Below are 15,128 nucleotides of genomic sequence, written 5' to 3' on the forward strand. Positions count from 1 at the left end.
TGGTCAGATTCGGTCACACTCATCTCGCCCCACAACTAGTCACGATGTCGCCCCGGTCCGGCAAGCAACCCCGCTCGCCCCGGGATGGGGTCGTTTTTCCCAGAATCGGGAGTAGTCAAACACCCGAGCGTCACCCCAGCGTCACGCTGGGCGTCGGCCGTGACTCTGGTATGACGGTCGTGCGAGTCGCGCCTAGGCCAGCACCGGCGGCGACGGAGTGAACACCACCGGCATCTGCTCGAGGCCGCTGACGAAGTTGGCGGGCCGCAGCGGGAGCGCGGACTCGTCGGCGAGCCGCAGGTCCGGCAGACGTTCGAGAACCTTGCGCACCATGGTGCTCAACTCCAGCCGGGCCAGCTGATTACCGAGGCAGAAGTGGGTTCCGAAGCCGAAGGCCAAGTGGCTGTTCGGGTTCCGGTCGATTCGAAAGTTCTCCGGGTCGCCGAACACCGACTCGTCGAAGTTGGCGGCCTCGAACATCAAGAGCATCTTCTCGCCTTGGCGCAACTGGGTGCCGTGGAAGTCCACATCGCGCATGGCGGTTCGGGCCATGTTCTTCACCGGCGAGGTCCAGCGCAGCATCTCCTCGATGGCACCGGGTATCAGACTCGGGTCAGAGACCAGACGCTGCCACTGATCCCGATGGCGGACAAGCTGTTCGGTGCCGCCCGACAGCGTGTGCCGAGTGGTCTCGTCGCCGCCGATGAGAATCAGCAGGGTCTCGAAGATGATCTCGTCGTCCGCCATGCGCTGGCCTTCGACCTCGGAGTTGACCAGGATCGAGAACAGATCGTCGGTCGGCTCCGCACGGCGCTTGGCGATGGTCTCGGTGGCGTACGCGGAATAGCCGGCGAACGCATCCATCACCGCCTGCAGTGTTTCGGCGTCAGCAGCCGAGTTCAAGCCACACACCAGGTCGTCGGACCACTTCAACAGTGTCGAGCGTTCCTCGGGCAGCACACCGAGCATGTCGCCGATCACGGCCATCGGCAGCGGCGCGGCGATGTCGCGGACGAAGTCGCACTCCCCCCGCTCGCAGACCGCGTCGATCAACGTGTCGCACAACGTATCGATCCCGGCGACCTTGTCCATCACCCTTTTACGGGTGAAGCCCGCGTTGACGAGCTTGCGCCGCAACAGATGTCCGGGATCGTCCATGTCGATCATGTAGGGCATGCCCGGGTTGTCGGGCCGGATGCCGCCGGTGTTGGAGAAGGTCTCGGGATCGCGCTCGGCGTCGATGACGGCCTGGTAGCTCGTCGCGGCGGCAAGACCGTTGCGGTCGCGAAACACCGGCTCATTGGCCCGCATCCAGCGATACGCCTCGCGCGCCCCGCCGTCGGCATAGAAATTGCCGTCAGTCAGATCAACATTCGGCTTGGCCGGCGCCAGAGTGCCTGTCATTCCGTTCCCTCCACTACTTTTCGTTCACGCTTGGTGTCAAAGCGGTTTACAGTGACCGCATGTCTGATTCGCAGCACACGATTGCCGGCACGGTGCTCACCATGCCGGTACGGGTCCGCAAGGCCGACGTCCACACGGCTATGTTCTCGGTTCCGGCCGATGCCGCGCAGCGACTTGTCGATTACAGCGGACTGAAAGTCTGCGAATTCCGCCCCGGCCGCGCAGTGGTCAACCTGATGCTGGCCCGCTACATCGACGGCGACCTGGGCAAGTACAACGAGTTCGGAACTTGCGTGATGGTCAATCCGCCGGGCTCGAATGCCCGGGGGCTCAAGGCACTCGGCGATGCCGCGGCGTTCATCCACCACCTGCCCGTGGATCAGTCCTTCACACTCGAGGCCGGCCGCACCATCTGGGGCTTCCCCAAGATCATGGCCGACTTCAACGTGCGCGAGGCCAACCCGTTCACCTTCGACGTCAGTGAGAACGGATCGCTGATCGCCGGAATCGAGTTCCACCGGGGCCTGCCAATCCCGTCGCTGCGCCCCCGCACCCAGGTGCTCAAGACCTACACCTTCGCCGACGGCACCACTCGCGAGGTGCCCTGGGAGATGAAGAATTCCGGTGTCCGCTTCCGGCCGGGCGGCGCCACGCTGCGGCTCGGCGACCACCCCTACGCCAAAGAGCTGGCCACCCTGGGGCTGCCGAAGCGCGCGATGGTGTCCGGATCGGTCGCCCACGTCGACATGACGTTCGGCGACGCCCACGTGCTGAGCTGAGCCGAGCGTCATCCGGTCAATCTAAAGCCCCGACTAGACAACTCGCAAGAAGTGTCTACAGCAGGGCTGCGGCCTCGTGGATCTGTTCGGGGGTGCGGGCGCCGATGACCATCATCGTCACGCCGGCGGCTTCCCACGCGACGATCTGTTTGCGCACGTAATCGATGTCGCCCACGATCGCCGAGTCGTCGACCAGCTCGTCCGGGACGGCCTTGGCCGCGTCGTCCTTACGGTCGCTGCGGAACAGTCGGGTGACCTCGTCGACGACCTCGGAGTACCCCATCCGCCGATACACGTCGGCGTGGAAGTTGGTGTCCTCAGCGCCCATTCCGCCCATGTAGAGCGCCAGGTGGGGCTTGATCAGGTCCATGATCGAGGCCCGGTCGTCGGTGACGACCACCTGCGCGGTCGCGCAGATCTCGAAGTCCTCGCGGCTGCGGCGTGCACCCGGCCGGGCGAAGCCCTCATCGAGCCACTCGTTGTACATCGGCGCCAGCCGCGGTGAGTAGAAGATCGGCAGCCACCCGTCGCAGATCTCGGCGGCCAGCGCGACGTTCTTCGGGCCTTCGGCGCCGAGCATGATCGGGATGTCGGCCCGCAGGGGGTGCACGATCGGCTTGAGCGGCTTGCCCAACCCGGTGGTGCCCTCACCGGACAGCGGTAGCGGGTAGTGCGGGCCGGTGCTGGTGACCGGGGCTTCCCGCGCCCAGACCTGCCGGATGATGTCGATGTACTCGCGGGTGCGCGCCAACGGCTTCGGGAACTTCTGCCCGTACCAGCCCTCGACGACCTGGGGACCGGAGACACCCAGCCCCAGGATGTGCCGACCGCCGGAGAGGTGGTCCAGCGTCAGCGACGCCATCGCGCACGCGGTCGGGGTACGCGCCGAGAGCTGCACCACCGAGGTGCCCAACCGCATCCGGGTGGTCTCACGCCCCCACCACGCCAACGGGGTGAACGCATCCGAGCCCCACGCCTCCGCGGTGAACACGGTGTCGAACCCGGCCTCCTCGGCCACGGCCACCAGCTCCGCATGGTTTGTCGGGGGTTGTGCGCTCCAGTATCCGAGTTGCAGACCCAGCTTCATCGGTGCCGCCTTTCTGGCCGGGACACGGTCCTTGCCACGATTCTTAGAACCTGTTCTACTCGATGATGTGACCACCAGCCAAAGCAGCCCGGTGCAGATCGACGCGCATCAGAAGCCCCTTTCGGCACCGCTGAAGCTGTCATTCGACTACACCCGTTCAGTCGGACCACTCCTCGGCCAGTTCTTCACCGCACTGCGTGAGCGACGCATCCTCGGTGTCCGCGGCTCGGACGGGCGAGTGCTCGTACCACCCGCTGAGTATGACCCCGTGACTTACGCGCCGTTGACGGAGGTGGTGCCGGTTGCCGGCGTCGGGACCGTCGAGTCGTGGACCTGGCAGTCCCACCCGCTGGAGGGCCAGCCGCTGGACAAGCCGTTCGCCTGGGCGTTGATCAAGCTCGACGGCGCAGACACCGCCCTGCTGCACGCGGTTGCCGCGGACTCGCCCGACGCGATCAGCACGGGCGCGCGGGTCCACGCGCACTGGATCGACGAGCCCGTCGGCGCGATCACCGATATTGCGTACTTCGCGCTCGGGGACACCGAAGAATCCGCCGAGCCGTCGTCTGACGACCGCGAGCCGGTGACCATCCTGGTGTCGCCGAGCAGCATCGAAATCCAGCACACCGCATCGCTTCCGGAGAGCGCATTCCTGCGCGGCCTGGAAGACGGCAAGCTGCTGGGCGCCCGTACCGGCAGCGACGGCAAGGTCTATTTCCCGCCGAAGGAAGCCGACCCGGCCACCGGCCTCGAGCTGGACAACTTCATCGAGCTGCCCGACAAGGGCACGGTGACGACGTTCGCCATCATCAACATCCCGTTCGCCGGACAGCGCATCAAGCCGCCGTACGTCGCGGCCTACGTGTTGCTCGACGGCGCCGACATCCCGTTCCTGCACCTGATTCAGGAGATCGAGGTCGCTGACGTGCGGATGGGCATGCGAGTTCAGGCGGTGTGGAAGCCCCGCGAGGAGTGGGGTCTGGGCATCGACAACATCGAGTACTTCAAACCGACCGGCGAACCCGACGCCGAATACGACACCTACAAGCACCACCTCTAAAGGGAATCGCCACATGACTTTTCGCGATGTAGCGGTCGTCGGCTTCGCTCATGCTCCGCATGTCCGGCGCACCAACGGCACCACCAACGGCGTCGAGATGCTGATGCCGTGCTTCAAATCGCTCTACGACGAGCTCGGCCTGAAGCAGACCGACATCGGCTTCTGGTGCTCCGGTTCCTCGGATTACCTTGCCGGTCGCGCGTTTTCGTTCATCTCAGCGATCGACTCGATCGGTGCAGTGCCGCCGATCAACGAATCACACGTCGAGATGGACGCGGCCTGGGCGCTGTACGAGGCGTACATCAAGATCCTGACCGGCGAGGTCGAGACCGCGCTGGTGTACGGCTTCGGCAAGTCCTCGGCCGGCACGCTGCGCCGGGTGCTCGCACTGCAGACCGACCCGTACACCGTCGCACCGCTGTGGCCCGATTCGGTGTCGATGGCGGGCCTGCAGGCGCGATTCGGCCTGGACTCCGGCAAGTGGACCGAAGAGCAGATGGCTCAGGTCGCGCTGGATGCGTTCGCCGCAGGCGGCCGCACCGACAAGGTGGCACCGACCGGGTCCATCAGCGAACTGTTGGCTCAGCCATACTTCGCAGATCCGTTGCGACGCCACGACATCGCGCCTATCACCGACGGGGCGTCGGCCATCGTGCTGGCGGCCGGCGACCGGGCGCGCGAGTTGCGGGAGAACCCGGCGTGGATCACCGGTTTCGAGCACCGTATCGAAACGCCGGTGCTCGGTGCCCGCGACCTGACCACCTCACCGTCGACCGCGGCGTCGGCCAAGGCGGCCACCGGCGGCGACACCAGCTCCATCGAGATCGCGGAGCTGTATGCGCCGTTCAGCCACCAGCAGCTGATCCTGACCGAGGCGATCGGCCTGCCGGAGTCGACGAAGATCAACCCGTCGGGCGGCGCGTTGGCCGCCAACCCGATGTTCTCGGCCGGCCTCGAGCGGATCGGGTTCGCCGCCCAGCACATCTTCTCTGGTTCGGCGGGTCGCGTGCTGGCTCACGCCACCAGCGGCCCTGCGCTGCAACAGAATCTCGTCGCCGTGCTGGAGGGGAAGTAGTCATGGCCAAAAAGCTCGCCGCAGTTCTCGGAACGGGACAGACGAAATACGTCGCGAAGCGCAAAGACGTCTCGATGAACGGTCTGGTGCGCGAGGCGATCGACCGGGCGCTGGAGGACTCGGGGTCGACCTTCGACGACATCGACGCCGTCGTCGTCGGCAAGGCGCCCGACTTCTTCGAGGGCGTGATGATGCCCGAGCTGTTCATGGCCGACGCCGTCGGCGCCACCGGCAAGCCGCTGATCCGCGTGCACACCGCGGGTTCGGTGGGCGGGTCGACGGCCATCGTCGCCGCCAGCCTGGTGCAGTCGGGCAAGTACAAGCGCGTGCTGACCATGGCGTGGGAGAAGCAGTCCGAGTCGAATGCCATGTGGGCGTTGAGCATTCCGGTGCCGTTCACCAAGCCCGTTGGCGCGGGCGCGGGTGGCTACTTCGCCCCGCACGTGCGGGCCTACATCCGACGCTCCGGCGCGCCGCTCAACATCGGCGCGATCGTCGCGGTCAAGGATCGGCACAACGGCGCCAAAAACCCCCTGGCACACCTGCACCAGCCCGACATCACCGTCGAGAAGGTGATGGAGTCCCCGATGTTGTGGGATCCCATCCGCTACGACGAGACCTGCCCGTCCTCGGACGGCGCGGCGGCCATGGTGATCGGCGACGAGGAAGCCGCCGACGCCCGCGTGGCCGACGGACATCCGGTCGCCTGGGTGCACGCGACGGCGCTGCGCACCGAACCGCTGGCCTACGCCGGCCGCGACCAGGTCAACCCGCAGGCCAGCCGTGATGCGGCCGCCGCCCTGTGGAAGGCGGCGGGAATCACCAGCCCGATCGACGAGATCGACGTGGCCGAGGTCTACGTGCCGTTCTCCTGGTATGAGCCGATGTGGCTGGAGAGTCTGGGCTTCGCGCCGGAAGGCGGCGGCTGGAAGCTGACCGAGGCCGGCGAGACGGCCATCGGCGGCAAGATCCCGTTCAACCCTTCCGGCGGCGTGCTGAGCTCCAATCCCATTGGGGCATCGGGCATGATCCGGTTCGCCGAGTCGGCGATCCAGGTGATGGGCAAGGCCGGCGAGCATCAGGTCGAGGGTGCGCGCAAGGCGTTGGGCCATGCGTACGGCGGCGGCGCGCAGTACTACTCGATGTGGGTGGTCGGCTCGGAAAAACCAGCTAAGCCGTCCTCATGATGCAGTACACGGTCAGCATCGCGTTCAGTCCGCTTGACCAGCTCATCGAAATTGCCAAGGCGGCAGAGGATCTCGGCTTCGACAACATCGCTCTGCCGGACTCGATTTTCTACTTCGAGAAGCAGTCCGTCGACTATCCCTACACCGCCGACGGCAAGCGGATGTTCGACGAGAACTCGCCCTGGGTCGATCCGTTGATCCTCGCGGGCGCATTGGGTGCGGTGACCTCGAAGCTGCGTTTCTACACCAACGTGATGAAGCTCGGCTCGCGCAACCCGCTACTGCTGGCCCGCCAGGTCGGCTCCGTGGCGAACCTGACCAACAACCGGTTCGGCTTCGGTGTCGGGATCGGCTGGGCGCCTGAGGAATTCGAATGGTGCGGGGTGCCGTATGCCAAGCGCGGCAAACGCGTCGACGAGATGATCGACGTCATCAAGCTCGTCCTCGCCGGCGGCATGGTCGAGCACCACGGCGAGTTCTACGATTTCGACCGGCTGCAGATGAGCCCCGCGCCGTCGGTGCCGGTGCCGTTCTACGTCGGCGGCCACACTGACGTGGCACTCAAGCGTGCGGTCCGGATCGGCGATGGCTGGACCAGCGCGATGATGACCTGCGACGAGCTGGCCGAGACGATCTCCACGCTGAAGCAGCTGCTCGCCGAGGCCGGTCGAGCCGATGACCCCTTCGAGTACCAGGCGGTCTGCATCGACAAGTTCGGCGTCGACGGTCACCGGGACCTGGTCAAGGCCGGCGTCACCGACTACATCGGGATTCCGTGGGTGTTCGAGGGGTTGCCTTTCGACGCGCCGGTGGACAAGAAGATCGACTCGATGAAGCGGTTCGCCGAGACGTACATCCACTCGGGCTGGCAGGACTGAGACCGATGAGCACACCGGCCCACGAAGCGGGGCGGCGATCCCGCGAGGCGGCCATGGCCCGTGACAAGCAGGCGTGGCTTGCGGTGTTCGCCGACGATGCGATCGTCGAAGACCCGATCGGACCGTCGCATTTCGACCCTGAGGGCAAAGGCCACCGGGGCAAGGACGCGATCGCGAAGTTCTACGACATGGCGATCGCCCCCAGCGCGCTGACGTTCAACTTCGAGAAGACGTACCAGTGCGGCAACGAGGAAGCCAACGTCGGCCACATTGTGATCGAGTCCAGCGGGTACCGGGTGATCGCCGAGGGCGTCTTCACCTATCGCGTCGACGACCAGGGCAAGATCGTCGCGCTGCGCGCGTATTGGGAACTGGACAAGGCGACCGCGAGCGCACAGAAGATCTAGGCGGCAGGGGCGGTCGCCTCGGCGTAGGCCAGCGGCCATTGCGCTGGTGCCGGTGCGGCCAAGGAGCAGGCCGCACACACGGCCGCTGCGATGGTGGGATAGCCACACGCCGGGCAGATATCGAGTGCCATCCTCAGTCCTCCACGCGCTACGTCTTGTCAGGTAGCGGGGACATACCCGACGCCGAAATCGGCCAAACGCCGGGGAGACGGGGATCTCAGACTTCGTCGAAGCCGGTCAGGTAGCGCTGAGCCAGATCTTGGTACGCCTTGGGGTTGATGTTCACCCACACCTCGGCCCGCGTTCCGGCGATCGGCCCCTTGACCTTCGCCGGTGATCCGGTGACCAGCACCTCGTCCGGAATGTGGGTGCCGCCGACCACCAGTGAGTGCGCAGCGATCATGCTGCGGGCGCCGATCACCGCGCCGTCGAGGACCGTGCAGTGATTGGCGATCAGCGCCTCGGCCCCGACGTGCACCCCATGGATGGTGCACATGTGCGCAATCGTCGCCCCGGGACCGATGTCCACCGGGATGCCCGGCGGGGCGTGCAGCACCGACCCGTCCTGCACATTGGCGCCCTCCCGGATCACGATCGGCGCGTAGTCCCCCCGCAGCACCGTGTTGAACCACACCGATGCGCCGGCCTCAACGGTCACGTCGCCGATGAGCACCGCAGTGGGCGCGACGAATGCGGTCGGATCCACCCGCGGTGAACGCCCTTCGAACGAATACATCGGCATCGTCCAGATATACCGCACTTCAGATGGGTAATCCGCAGCTAGTGGTGCTCTCATTGCGCGATGAGTCGGAAAAACTGTAACGTGTTCTAGTTAGAACCTACGAGTTGGAGGGGCGCGAGGGTGACAAGCGGCATTCGCGAGATCGACACTGGAACCCTGCCGGACCGGTACGCCCGGGGCTGGCACTGCCTGGGTCCGGTCACTGAGTACCTGGACGGCAAGCCCCACCCGATCAATGCGTTCGGGACCAAACTGGTGGTTTTCGCCGACTCCAACAACGATGTGCACGTCCTGGACGCGTACTGCCGGCACCTGGGCGGTGACCTGTCGCAGGGCACGATCAAGGACGACGCTCTCGCGTGCCCGTTCCACGACTGGCGCTGGGGCGGCGACGGCCGTTGCCGCCTGGTCCCCTACGCCAAGCGGACCCCGCGATTGGCCCGCACCCGGTCCTGGGAGACCGACGTGCGCAGCGGGCTGTTGTTCGTCTGGCACGACCACGAGGGCAACCCACCGCAGCCCGAGGTGCGGATCCCGGAGATCCCGGAGTACGCGGGCGGTGAGTGGACCGAGTGGAAGTGGAACTCGATGCTGATCGAGGGCTCCAACTGCCGCGAGATCGTCGACAACGTCACCGACATGGCGCACTTCTTCTACATCCACTTCGGTTTGCCGACGTACTTCAAGAACGTCTTCGAGGGCCATATCGCCTCGCAGTACCTGCACAACGTCGGCCGGCCCGACGTCACGCTCGGCGGCTCCGCCTACACCGAGTCGCACCTGGATTCCGAGGCGTCGTACTTCGGCCCGTCGTTCATGATCAACTGGCTGCACAACAACTACGGCGGCTTCAAGGCCGAGTCGATCCTGATCAACTGCCATTACCCGGTGACGCAGGATTCGTTCATGCTGCAGTGGGGTGTGATCGTCGAGAAGCCCAAGGGCATGGACGATGCCATGAGCGACAAGCTGTCGGATGCCATGGTCGTCGGCGTCAGCAAGGGCTTCCTCCAGGACGTCGAAATCTGGAAACACAAGACCCGGATCGACAATCCGCTGCTCGTCGAAGAAGACGGCGCCGTCTACCAGATGCGCCGCTGGTATCAGCAGTTCTATGTCGACGTCGCCGACGTGACACCCGACATGACCGACCGCTTCGAGCTCGAAGTGGATACCGCCCCGGCAAACGAGAAGTGGCAGGTTGAGGTTCAGGAGAACCTCCGTAAGCAGGCCGATTCTGAAGGACAGCCGACCCAGGTGTGAATATGAGCCCCGACGAAACGCCTGATGTCGACGATCTGGCGCGGTCCATGCTCGAGTTGCTCGGCGTGCACGAGCACGACGAGCCGCACGAGCACAGCGACGAGGCGTCCGGATCATGGTCCAAGGCACCGGGTTTCGCCGCGGATCCGCAGCGGATGGCTGCCGTCCAGGAATCGACCCGTCAGGACCGGGAACGGTACCTGTCGGCCGGCCTGGTCGAGATCGACTGCCGGTTCTGCCACATCGCGGTGAAGGTCAAGAAGCTCGGGGCCGCGCACACCGCGGTGCAGTGGAGCAGCGAAGCGCAGCAGCGCTGCGCCTATTTCGCCGAGATCCGGGAAGCGGGCGGCAGCAGCGCCCGCACCCGGTCCTGCCCGAAGTTGTCCGACAGCATCAGACATGCTGTGGCAGAAGGATGTCTGGAGGAGTACTCCAGCGCCCCGGCACCGGGCGACGGTTAGGCCGCCCCTCGCCGAAACCGACGCTTCGCCGCGAAAGTGCGAGTAAATCGCGACATTTCGTCGATCTCGGGGCTGCTACAGCCCCTTGAAGCGCTCCTTGACCTGCTCCTCGGTCAGGCCGTAGTCGGCCAGCGAGTAGGTGTGCTTGGGTGCCCGCGGGCCCTGCTTGCTCTCCTCGTCCGTCCGCTGGATCGCCGCCCGCGCCTCATCGGTCAGCTCGATACCGAAGTGTGAGTAGATCTTCTCCACCGTGCTGATCGGTTCGCGAATGAGCTCGAAGTAGTCGACATCGTAGAACTGCGCCGGATTGTGCTTGGCGCGTTCGGTGTTGAACAGCTCCAGCCCGCGCGACCAGGTCTCCAGTGAGTCGGCGCCGATGACGTCGTCTTTGAATGTGTTCGACCAGCCCTCGGTGGTGTGCTGAGCCAGCGAGCACATCGACGCCATGATCGTTTCGGCCGGCCGGTGGCACTGCAGGATCAGCGCATCCGGGTAGACGGCGAACACCGCGTCCAAGGCGAACAGATGGCTGGGATTCTTGAGAACCCAGCGCTTCTCGGGATCGTTGAGTCCGATCAGCTGCAGGTTCTTGCGATGCCGCGCGTACGGCTTGGTCCAGTCCTGCCGAGAAAGCCATTGTGCGTACGTGGGCACGTGCGCGAGCGTCTCGTAGGACACCGAGTGCACCGACTGACGCAGCAGCTGCCAGCACTCCTCCACCTCATCGGCGGTCATGTAGTGCAGGCCGGTGTAATCCGGGTTCTCCTCATGGGCTTTGGTGAACTGCGCGTCGATCTGCTGGAAGACCGGGTTGTCCTTCCAGGATTCCCGCGGCGGCCGGGGTTGCGGGAACTCCGCGAGCCACAGCTCCAACCCCTGGTGCCGCGGATCTCCGCACAGCAGCCGGTGCAATGCGGTGGTGCCGGTGCGCGGCAAGCCGGTGACGAAGATCGGACGCTCGATCGGCACGTCGACGTGCTCCGGATACTGCTTGAAGGCCGCCTCGGAGACAAGCCTGGCCACCAACGCATTTCGGACGAAGAACCGGTGCATCTTGCTGCCGAGCTCGGTCAGATCGGCATCGTTGCGAAACGACTCCAGAAGTACGCTCAGCGCTTCTTGGTAGTTGTCGTCGTCGACGCCGAAGTCGTCCATGCCGGTGGCTTTGACGGCCGAGGCGAGCAGGCTCTCGACCGAAAGGAAGTCTGAGCTCATCAGTTGTGATACTCCCCGCAGTTGACGTCCAGGGTCTGGCCGGTGATGCCGTTGGACAGATCGCTGGCCATGAACAGGATCGCCGAGGCGACCTCGTCCTCGGTGGGTAGCCGCTTGAGATCGCTGTTGACCGCGGCAGCCTTGTAGATCTCGTCGACGGTCGTGCCGTACTTACCGGCCTGATGCTCGAAGTAGCCCTGCAATGTGCCACCCCAGATGTATCCGGGCAGAACGGAATTCACCCGGATGCCCTGGGGTCCCAGTTCACTGGCCAACGACTGGGACATCGACAGCAGCGCCGCTTTGGCCAGCTTGTAGGCACCCTGTTTGGGGTCGGAGTGCCGGAGCACCATCGAGTTCACGTTGACCACCGAGCCCTTGGCCTCGACCAGTGCCGGGGTGAATCCCTGGATCAGCCGCAGGGCACCGAGCACCGTGAGTTCCACCGTCTCGCGGATGTGGTCGAACGAGGTGTTGGCGAAGGGCTTCATCGACGGCACCTTGAACGCGTTGTTGATCAACACGTCGACCTTGCCGTAGGCGGCCAGGGTCTCCTTGACCAGGTTGTCGACCTGAGCCTCGTCGGTGATGTCGGTGCCCACCGACAGCGCGCGGCGGCCGAGGTCGGTGACCTGCTTGGCCACATCGTCAAGACGCCCGACCGTCCGTGCCGCCAACACCAGGTCGGCGCCTTCCTCGGCACATCGGCGCGCCAGCGTGGTGCCCAGCGCGGGACCGACGCCACTGATCACGACGACCTTGTTCTCGAGCAAGCCGGCCATGTGTCTACCCCACCATCCTGTTGCCAATCAGCTTCTGACGCAGTGCAATTCGCTCTCGCCAGTCGTCTTCGGAGATCTTGTTCTGCTCGTAGTAGGGCAGCTTGCCCGCGACCTCGCCGAGATCGACGATCTCCATCGTCGGCCCATCGGCCTCGGTCAACGCGCGCGATACTCGCTGCCAGCGGAACTGCAGGTAACCCTTGCCATGCCCGAGCGTCTCGACCCAGTTGGTCACCCCGGGGCTCTTGTCGGCGACGACGATGCGGATCTTGCCGTCCGGATCGGCCTGCGCCTGAGTTCCATTCAGCGAGGTCTGGTGGTTGATGTAGTCGAGCGAGATGTACCAGAGGCTGCCGAGCTGGAACCCGAGGTACGGGGCGTCAGTGACCGGCAGCGTGATGATGATCGCCTGATCGGGGGTGATGTCATAGTGCCCGACCGATGAGTATTGGGTGGCCAGCCCGCCCGGGGTGAGCCGCGGCGAGGTCAGTGTGTTGACCGGCAGGTTGTCGTAAAACCACTTCGGGAACTGTAGCCACGTCTTGACACGTTGTACGAGCTGCTTTCCTGCTGTCGCCCAGCGTCTTTCGATTAGCTCCTTGCTCAGCGCCGGCGGCGCCGTCCCCGCGGTGTCGGTGCGCGCGATCGCGAAGTGTCCCCGCTGCGCCGACCAGTCGTTGTACACCTCCCGAATGACCAGCTGCGCGTTGCTATCCGGGGTGAACCGCCACTCGAAGGTGCCGTCGGCGGCGATGTCGAGCTTGCGGTCGTCGAATGCCGTTTCACTGTCCGGAACCACTTCGTCGGTGTACTCGCCACCGAGCAGCTGGAAGCTGACGTCGGTGGTGGTCCCGCGCTTACCGGTGACGACGTACTCGTTGCCGGCCACCACCCGGGTGCCGAAGTACATGGTGTCCGGATTGTCCAGGCCCATTTTGGTGAACGGGCCGGTGCCCGAGTGCAGGAAGGGATGGTCGCGGTCGTAGTCGAAGGCGACGTGCGTGCACGCCGCGACACAGCCGGCCAGGTACTGCAGTCCCTCGAGCAGGTCCGCCTCACTCTCGATGAAGTCGGCTTCCTTCACCAGCCGTTCGGACTCGGCAATGGCGTCCACCAAGGGCTGTGTGTACATGACCGCCTCGCGTTTCAAAATTGGACCGCACTGGTACGTTCTTGGGACTGAGACTAGAACGTGTTCTAATCTTCGTCAACCAACACTTGGTCCATATATGGAACACAGAGGTAGGATTTTGCAATGCCGGATGGTTCCGTTTCTGGTCGATCATCGCCCCCCACGCAGCGCGTGGTGGCGATTCTGGACTTCCTCGCCAAACACCCGCAAGAGAAGTTCGGCCTGTCGGAACTCTCTCGGCGATTGCAGCTGGCCAAGCCGACCTGCCTCGGCATCGTCACGACGCTGACCGAGTCGGGCTACCTGGTTCGCGACGCGGCCGACAAGACCTACCGGCTGGGCCCAAGCCTGATCACGCTCGGTCACCTCGCCCAGGAGTCGTTGCGGGTCAATCCGGCAGCACGGGCCGAACTCAGCAGGCTGTCGAAGGCCTTCGAGACCACAGCCGCGCTGGCCGGTGTCGTGGACGACCGGATCACACTGCTCGAGTTGGTCGGGCCGCCCGGTTCCGATGTCGGGGTGCGGGTTGGGGAGAGCTACCCCTTCGCGCCACCGGTGGGCTTGATGTTCGTGCTGTGGGACGACGAAGCGCTGCGCGGCTGGCTCGGCCGCGCGCCGACCATTCCGCTGCGGACCGAGACGGAGCGGCTGGACCGCGTCATCGCCGAATGCCGGACCGCGGGATACCTCGTCGAACGACTCACCCCCGGTGGGCGGCGGCTGTACGCGCTGATGGCGGGCATGTCCACCTCGATGCCCGACGAACTGCGTGCCCTCTTGGGCGAGTTGATCTCCGATATCGGTGAGCGGGTGTACTTGCGAAGCGAAGCCGAGGGGCCGGGGTCACGCCAGCGGCACGACGTCAGCGTCATCTCCGCACCCGTCTATGACCACCACCACCGGCAGGCGATGGTGGTGTCGCTTCAGATCGGTCGCGCTCTCACCGATTCCGAAATCGGCAAGCACGCAAAGGGTTTGGTGGCGACCGCCGACGCCCTCACCACCCAGCTCGGCGGCACTAAACCGCATTGGTGATCTCGCGGGGCCCAGCCCCGACGGCGGCGATCTCGCGGGGCCCAGCCCCGACGGCGGCGATCTCGCGGGGCCCAGCCCCGACGGCGGCGATCTCGCGGGGCCCAGCCCCGACGGCGGCGATCTCGCGGGGCCCAGCCCCGACGGCGGCGATCTCGCGGGGCCCAGCCCCGACGGCGGCGATCTCGCGGAGCCCAGCCCCGACTACAGCTCGCCGATGACGACCAGCGCCTCGGCAGGCTCCACCTGCAGGCCGCACCGGTTCTGGAAATCAACCAGCGGCGCCTTGATGGCCCGGATGTCGCTGGCCTGGTCCGGGTGGTCGTTGAAGTAGGTGTTGAACGCGCCGATCGCGCTGAAGGCCGACTGCCTGGTGGCGTCGAGCAACGCCTCGTTGGCGTCGGGGTGCACGGCGAAGTAGTCGGAAAGATCCTTGGTCACCGAGCTGATCGTGGCTGACAGACCCGCTGCCGAGCACTCGGTTGCCGCGGCAGGTGCAGGCGCGGGCGTGGGGTCGGCCAGGGCGGACGGCATCGAGACAACCGCGCCGACCACACCTGCGGCCAGCACTGCCACAACAACGGCACGACGACTGAACATTGGGTTCTCCCTTCACGGCGCGCA

General features: G+C 65.4%; 17 protein-coding genes. 9 read left to right on the forward strand and 8 right to left on the reverse strand.

Annotated features, from left to right (window positions below):
- Nucleotides 1–192: 192 nt before the first annotated feature.
- On the reverse strand, nucleotides 193–1,404 hold the full coding sequence (locus CRM90_RS12385) for a cytochrome P450 (RefSeq protein WP_102807260.1): 1,212 nt from the start codon (nucleotides 1,402–1,404) through the stop codon (nucleotides 193–195).
- Between the two features lie 59 nt (nucleotides 1,405–1,463).
- Between CRM90_RS12385 and CRM90_RS12390 the strand changes: the two genes are divergently transcribed.
- Nucleotides 1,464–2,183, forward strand: coding sequence for an acetoacetate decarboxylase family protein (locus tag CRM90_RS12390; protein ID WP_083118716.1), 720 nt, complete (start codon nucleotides 1,464–1,466; stop codon nucleotides 2,181–2,183).
- Nucleotides 2,184–2,238: 55 nt separating this feature from the next.
- Here the strand turns inward: CRM90_RS12390 and CRM90_RS12395 are convergent, their stop codons facing one another.
- The gene (locus CRM90_RS12395) at nucleotides 2,239–3,270 is read right to left on the reverse strand and encodes an LLM class F420-dependent oxidoreductase (protein WP_102807261.1); all 1,032 of its coding nucleotides are present in this window, start codon (nucleotides 3,268–3,270) and stop codon (nucleotides 2,239–2,241) included.
- A 67-nt stretch (nucleotides 3,271–3,337) separates the two neighbouring features.
- On the opposite strand from CRM90_RS12395, the gene CRM90_RS12400 reads away from it, so the two are divergent.
- The 5 genes from CRM90_RS12400 to CRM90_RS12420 are packed head-to-tail and all read left to right on the forward strand — an operon-like array spanning nucleotide 3,338 to nucleotide 7,877.
- Nucleotides 3,338–4,330 (forward strand): Zn-ribbon domain-containing OB-fold protein, encoded by a 993-nt coding sequence (locus CRM90_RS12400; RefSeq protein WP_199189874.1) that lies wholly within the window; start codon nucleotides 3,338–3,340, stop codon nucleotides 4,328–4,330.
- A gap of 13 nt (nucleotides 4,331–4,343) precedes the next feature.
- The gene (locus CRM90_RS12405) at nucleotides 4,344–5,405 is read left to right on the forward strand and encodes a thiolase family protein (RefSeq protein WP_102807262.1); all 1,062 of its coding nucleotides are present in this window, start codon (nucleotides 4,344–4,346) and stop codon (nucleotides 5,403–5,405) included.
- Between the two features lie 2 nt (nucleotides 5,406–5,407).
- The gene (locus CRM90_RS12410) at nucleotides 5,408–6,592 is read left to right on the forward strand and encodes a thiolase family protein (RefSeq protein WP_102807263.1); all 1,185 of its coding nucleotides are present in this window, start codon (nucleotides 5,408–5,410) and stop codon (nucleotides 6,590–6,592) included.
- Nucleotides 6,592–7,470 carry a TIGR03619 family F420-dependent LLM class oxidoreductase gene (locus CRM90_RS12415; protein WP_102807384.1) on the forward strand — a complete coding sequence of 293 codons (879 nt, stop codon included), beginning with the start codon at nucleotides 6,592–6,594 and terminating at the stop codon, nucleotides 7,468–7,470. The genes CRM90_RS12410 and CRM90_RS12415 overlap by 1 nt, the downstream gene beginning before the upstream one ends.
- A gap of 5 nt (nucleotides 7,471–7,475) precedes the next feature.
- Complete coding sequence (locus tag CRM90_RS12420) at nucleotides 7,476–7,877, forward strand: nuclear transport factor 2 family protein (RefSeq protein ID WP_102807264.1); 402 nt, start codon at nucleotides 7,476–7,478, stop codon at nucleotides 7,875–7,877.
- On the opposite strand, the gene CRM90_RS31320 is transcribed toward CRM90_RS12420, so the two are convergent.
- Complete coding sequence (locus CRM90_RS31320) at nucleotides 7,874–8,008, reverse strand: hypothetical protein (RefSeq protein WP_286145630.1); 135 nt, start codon at nucleotides 8,006–8,008, stop codon at nucleotides 7,874–7,876. The genes CRM90_RS12420 and CRM90_RS31320 overlap by 4 nt on opposite strands.
- An 86-nt stretch (nucleotides 8,009–8,094) precedes the next feature.
- Nucleotides 8,095–8,619 carry a gamma carbonic anhydrase family protein gene (locus tag CRM90_RS12425; RefSeq protein ID WP_083118720.1) on the reverse strand — a complete coding sequence of 175 codons (525 nt, stop codon included), beginning with the start codon at nucleotides 8,617–8,619 and terminating at the stop codon, nucleotides 8,095–8,097.
- Nucleotides 8,620–8,739: 120 nt separating this feature from the next.
- On the opposite strand from CRM90_RS12425, the gene CRM90_RS12430 reads away from it, so the two are divergent.
- Nucleotides 8,740–9,882 carry a 3-ketosteroid-9-alpha-monooxygenase, oxygenase component gene (locus tag CRM90_RS12430; protein ID WP_102807265.1) on the forward strand — a complete coding sequence of 381 codons (1,143 nt, stop codon included), beginning with the start codon at nucleotides 8,740–8,742 and terminating at the stop codon, nucleotides 9,880–9,882.
- A gap of 2 nt (nucleotides 9,883–9,884) precedes the next feature.
- On the forward strand, nucleotides 9,885–10,343 hold the full coding sequence (locus tag CRM90_RS12435) for a hypothetical protein (RefSeq protein ID WP_102807266.1): 459 nt from the start codon (nucleotides 9,885–9,887) through the stop codon (nucleotides 10,341–10,343).
- A 75-nt stretch (nucleotides 10,344–10,418) separates the two neighbouring features.
- On the opposite strand, the gene CRM90_RS12440 is transcribed toward CRM90_RS12435, so the two are convergent.
- From CRM90_RS12440 to CRM90_RS12450, 3 genes are read right to left on the reverse strand one after another with little or no spacing between them, the layout of a single operon-like run.
- A complete protein-coding gene (locus CRM90_RS12440) occupies nucleotides 10,419–11,558 on the reverse strand; it encodes a sulfotransferase family protein (RefSeq protein ID WP_102807267.1) in 1,140 nt (379 codons plus the stop codon).
- Nucleotides 11,558–12,340, reverse strand: a complete 783-nt coding sequence (locus CRM90_RS12445) for an SDR family oxidoreductase (protein ID WP_102807268.1) — start codon at nucleotides 12,338–12,340, stop codon at nucleotides 11,558–11,560. Before CRM90_RS12445 ends, CRM90_RS12440 begins: the two co-directional genes overlap by 1 nt.
- Nucleotides 12,341–12,344: 4 nt before the next feature.
- Entirely contained in the window at nucleotides 12,345–13,472 is a 1,128-nt protein-coding gene (locus tag CRM90_RS12450) for a hypothetical protein (protein ID WP_102807269.1), read from the reverse strand.
- Nucleotides 13,473–13,595: 123 nt separating this feature from the next.
- Here CRM90_RS12450 and CRM90_RS12455 point away from each other — a divergent pair, with 123 nt between their 5' ends.
- Nucleotides 13,596–14,507, forward strand: a complete 912-nt coding sequence (locus CRM90_RS12455) for an IclR family transcriptional regulator (protein WP_102807270.1) — start codon at nucleotides 13,596–13,598, stop codon at nucleotides 14,505–14,507.
- 201 nt (nucleotides 14,508–14,708) lie between these two features.
- On the opposite strand, the gene CRM90_RS12460 is transcribed toward CRM90_RS12455, so the two are convergent.
- Entirely contained in the window at nucleotides 14,709–15,104 is a 396-nt protein-coding gene (locus CRM90_RS12460; protein ID WP_102807271.1) for a hemophore-related protein, read from the reverse strand.
- Nucleotides 15,105–15,128 lie beyond the last annotated feature (24 nt).

This window comes from Mycobacterium sp. ENV421, from assembly GCF_002887815.1.
Taxonomy (GTDB): Bacteria; Actinomycetota; Actinomycetes; order Mycobacteriales; family Mycobacteriaceae; genus Mycobacterium.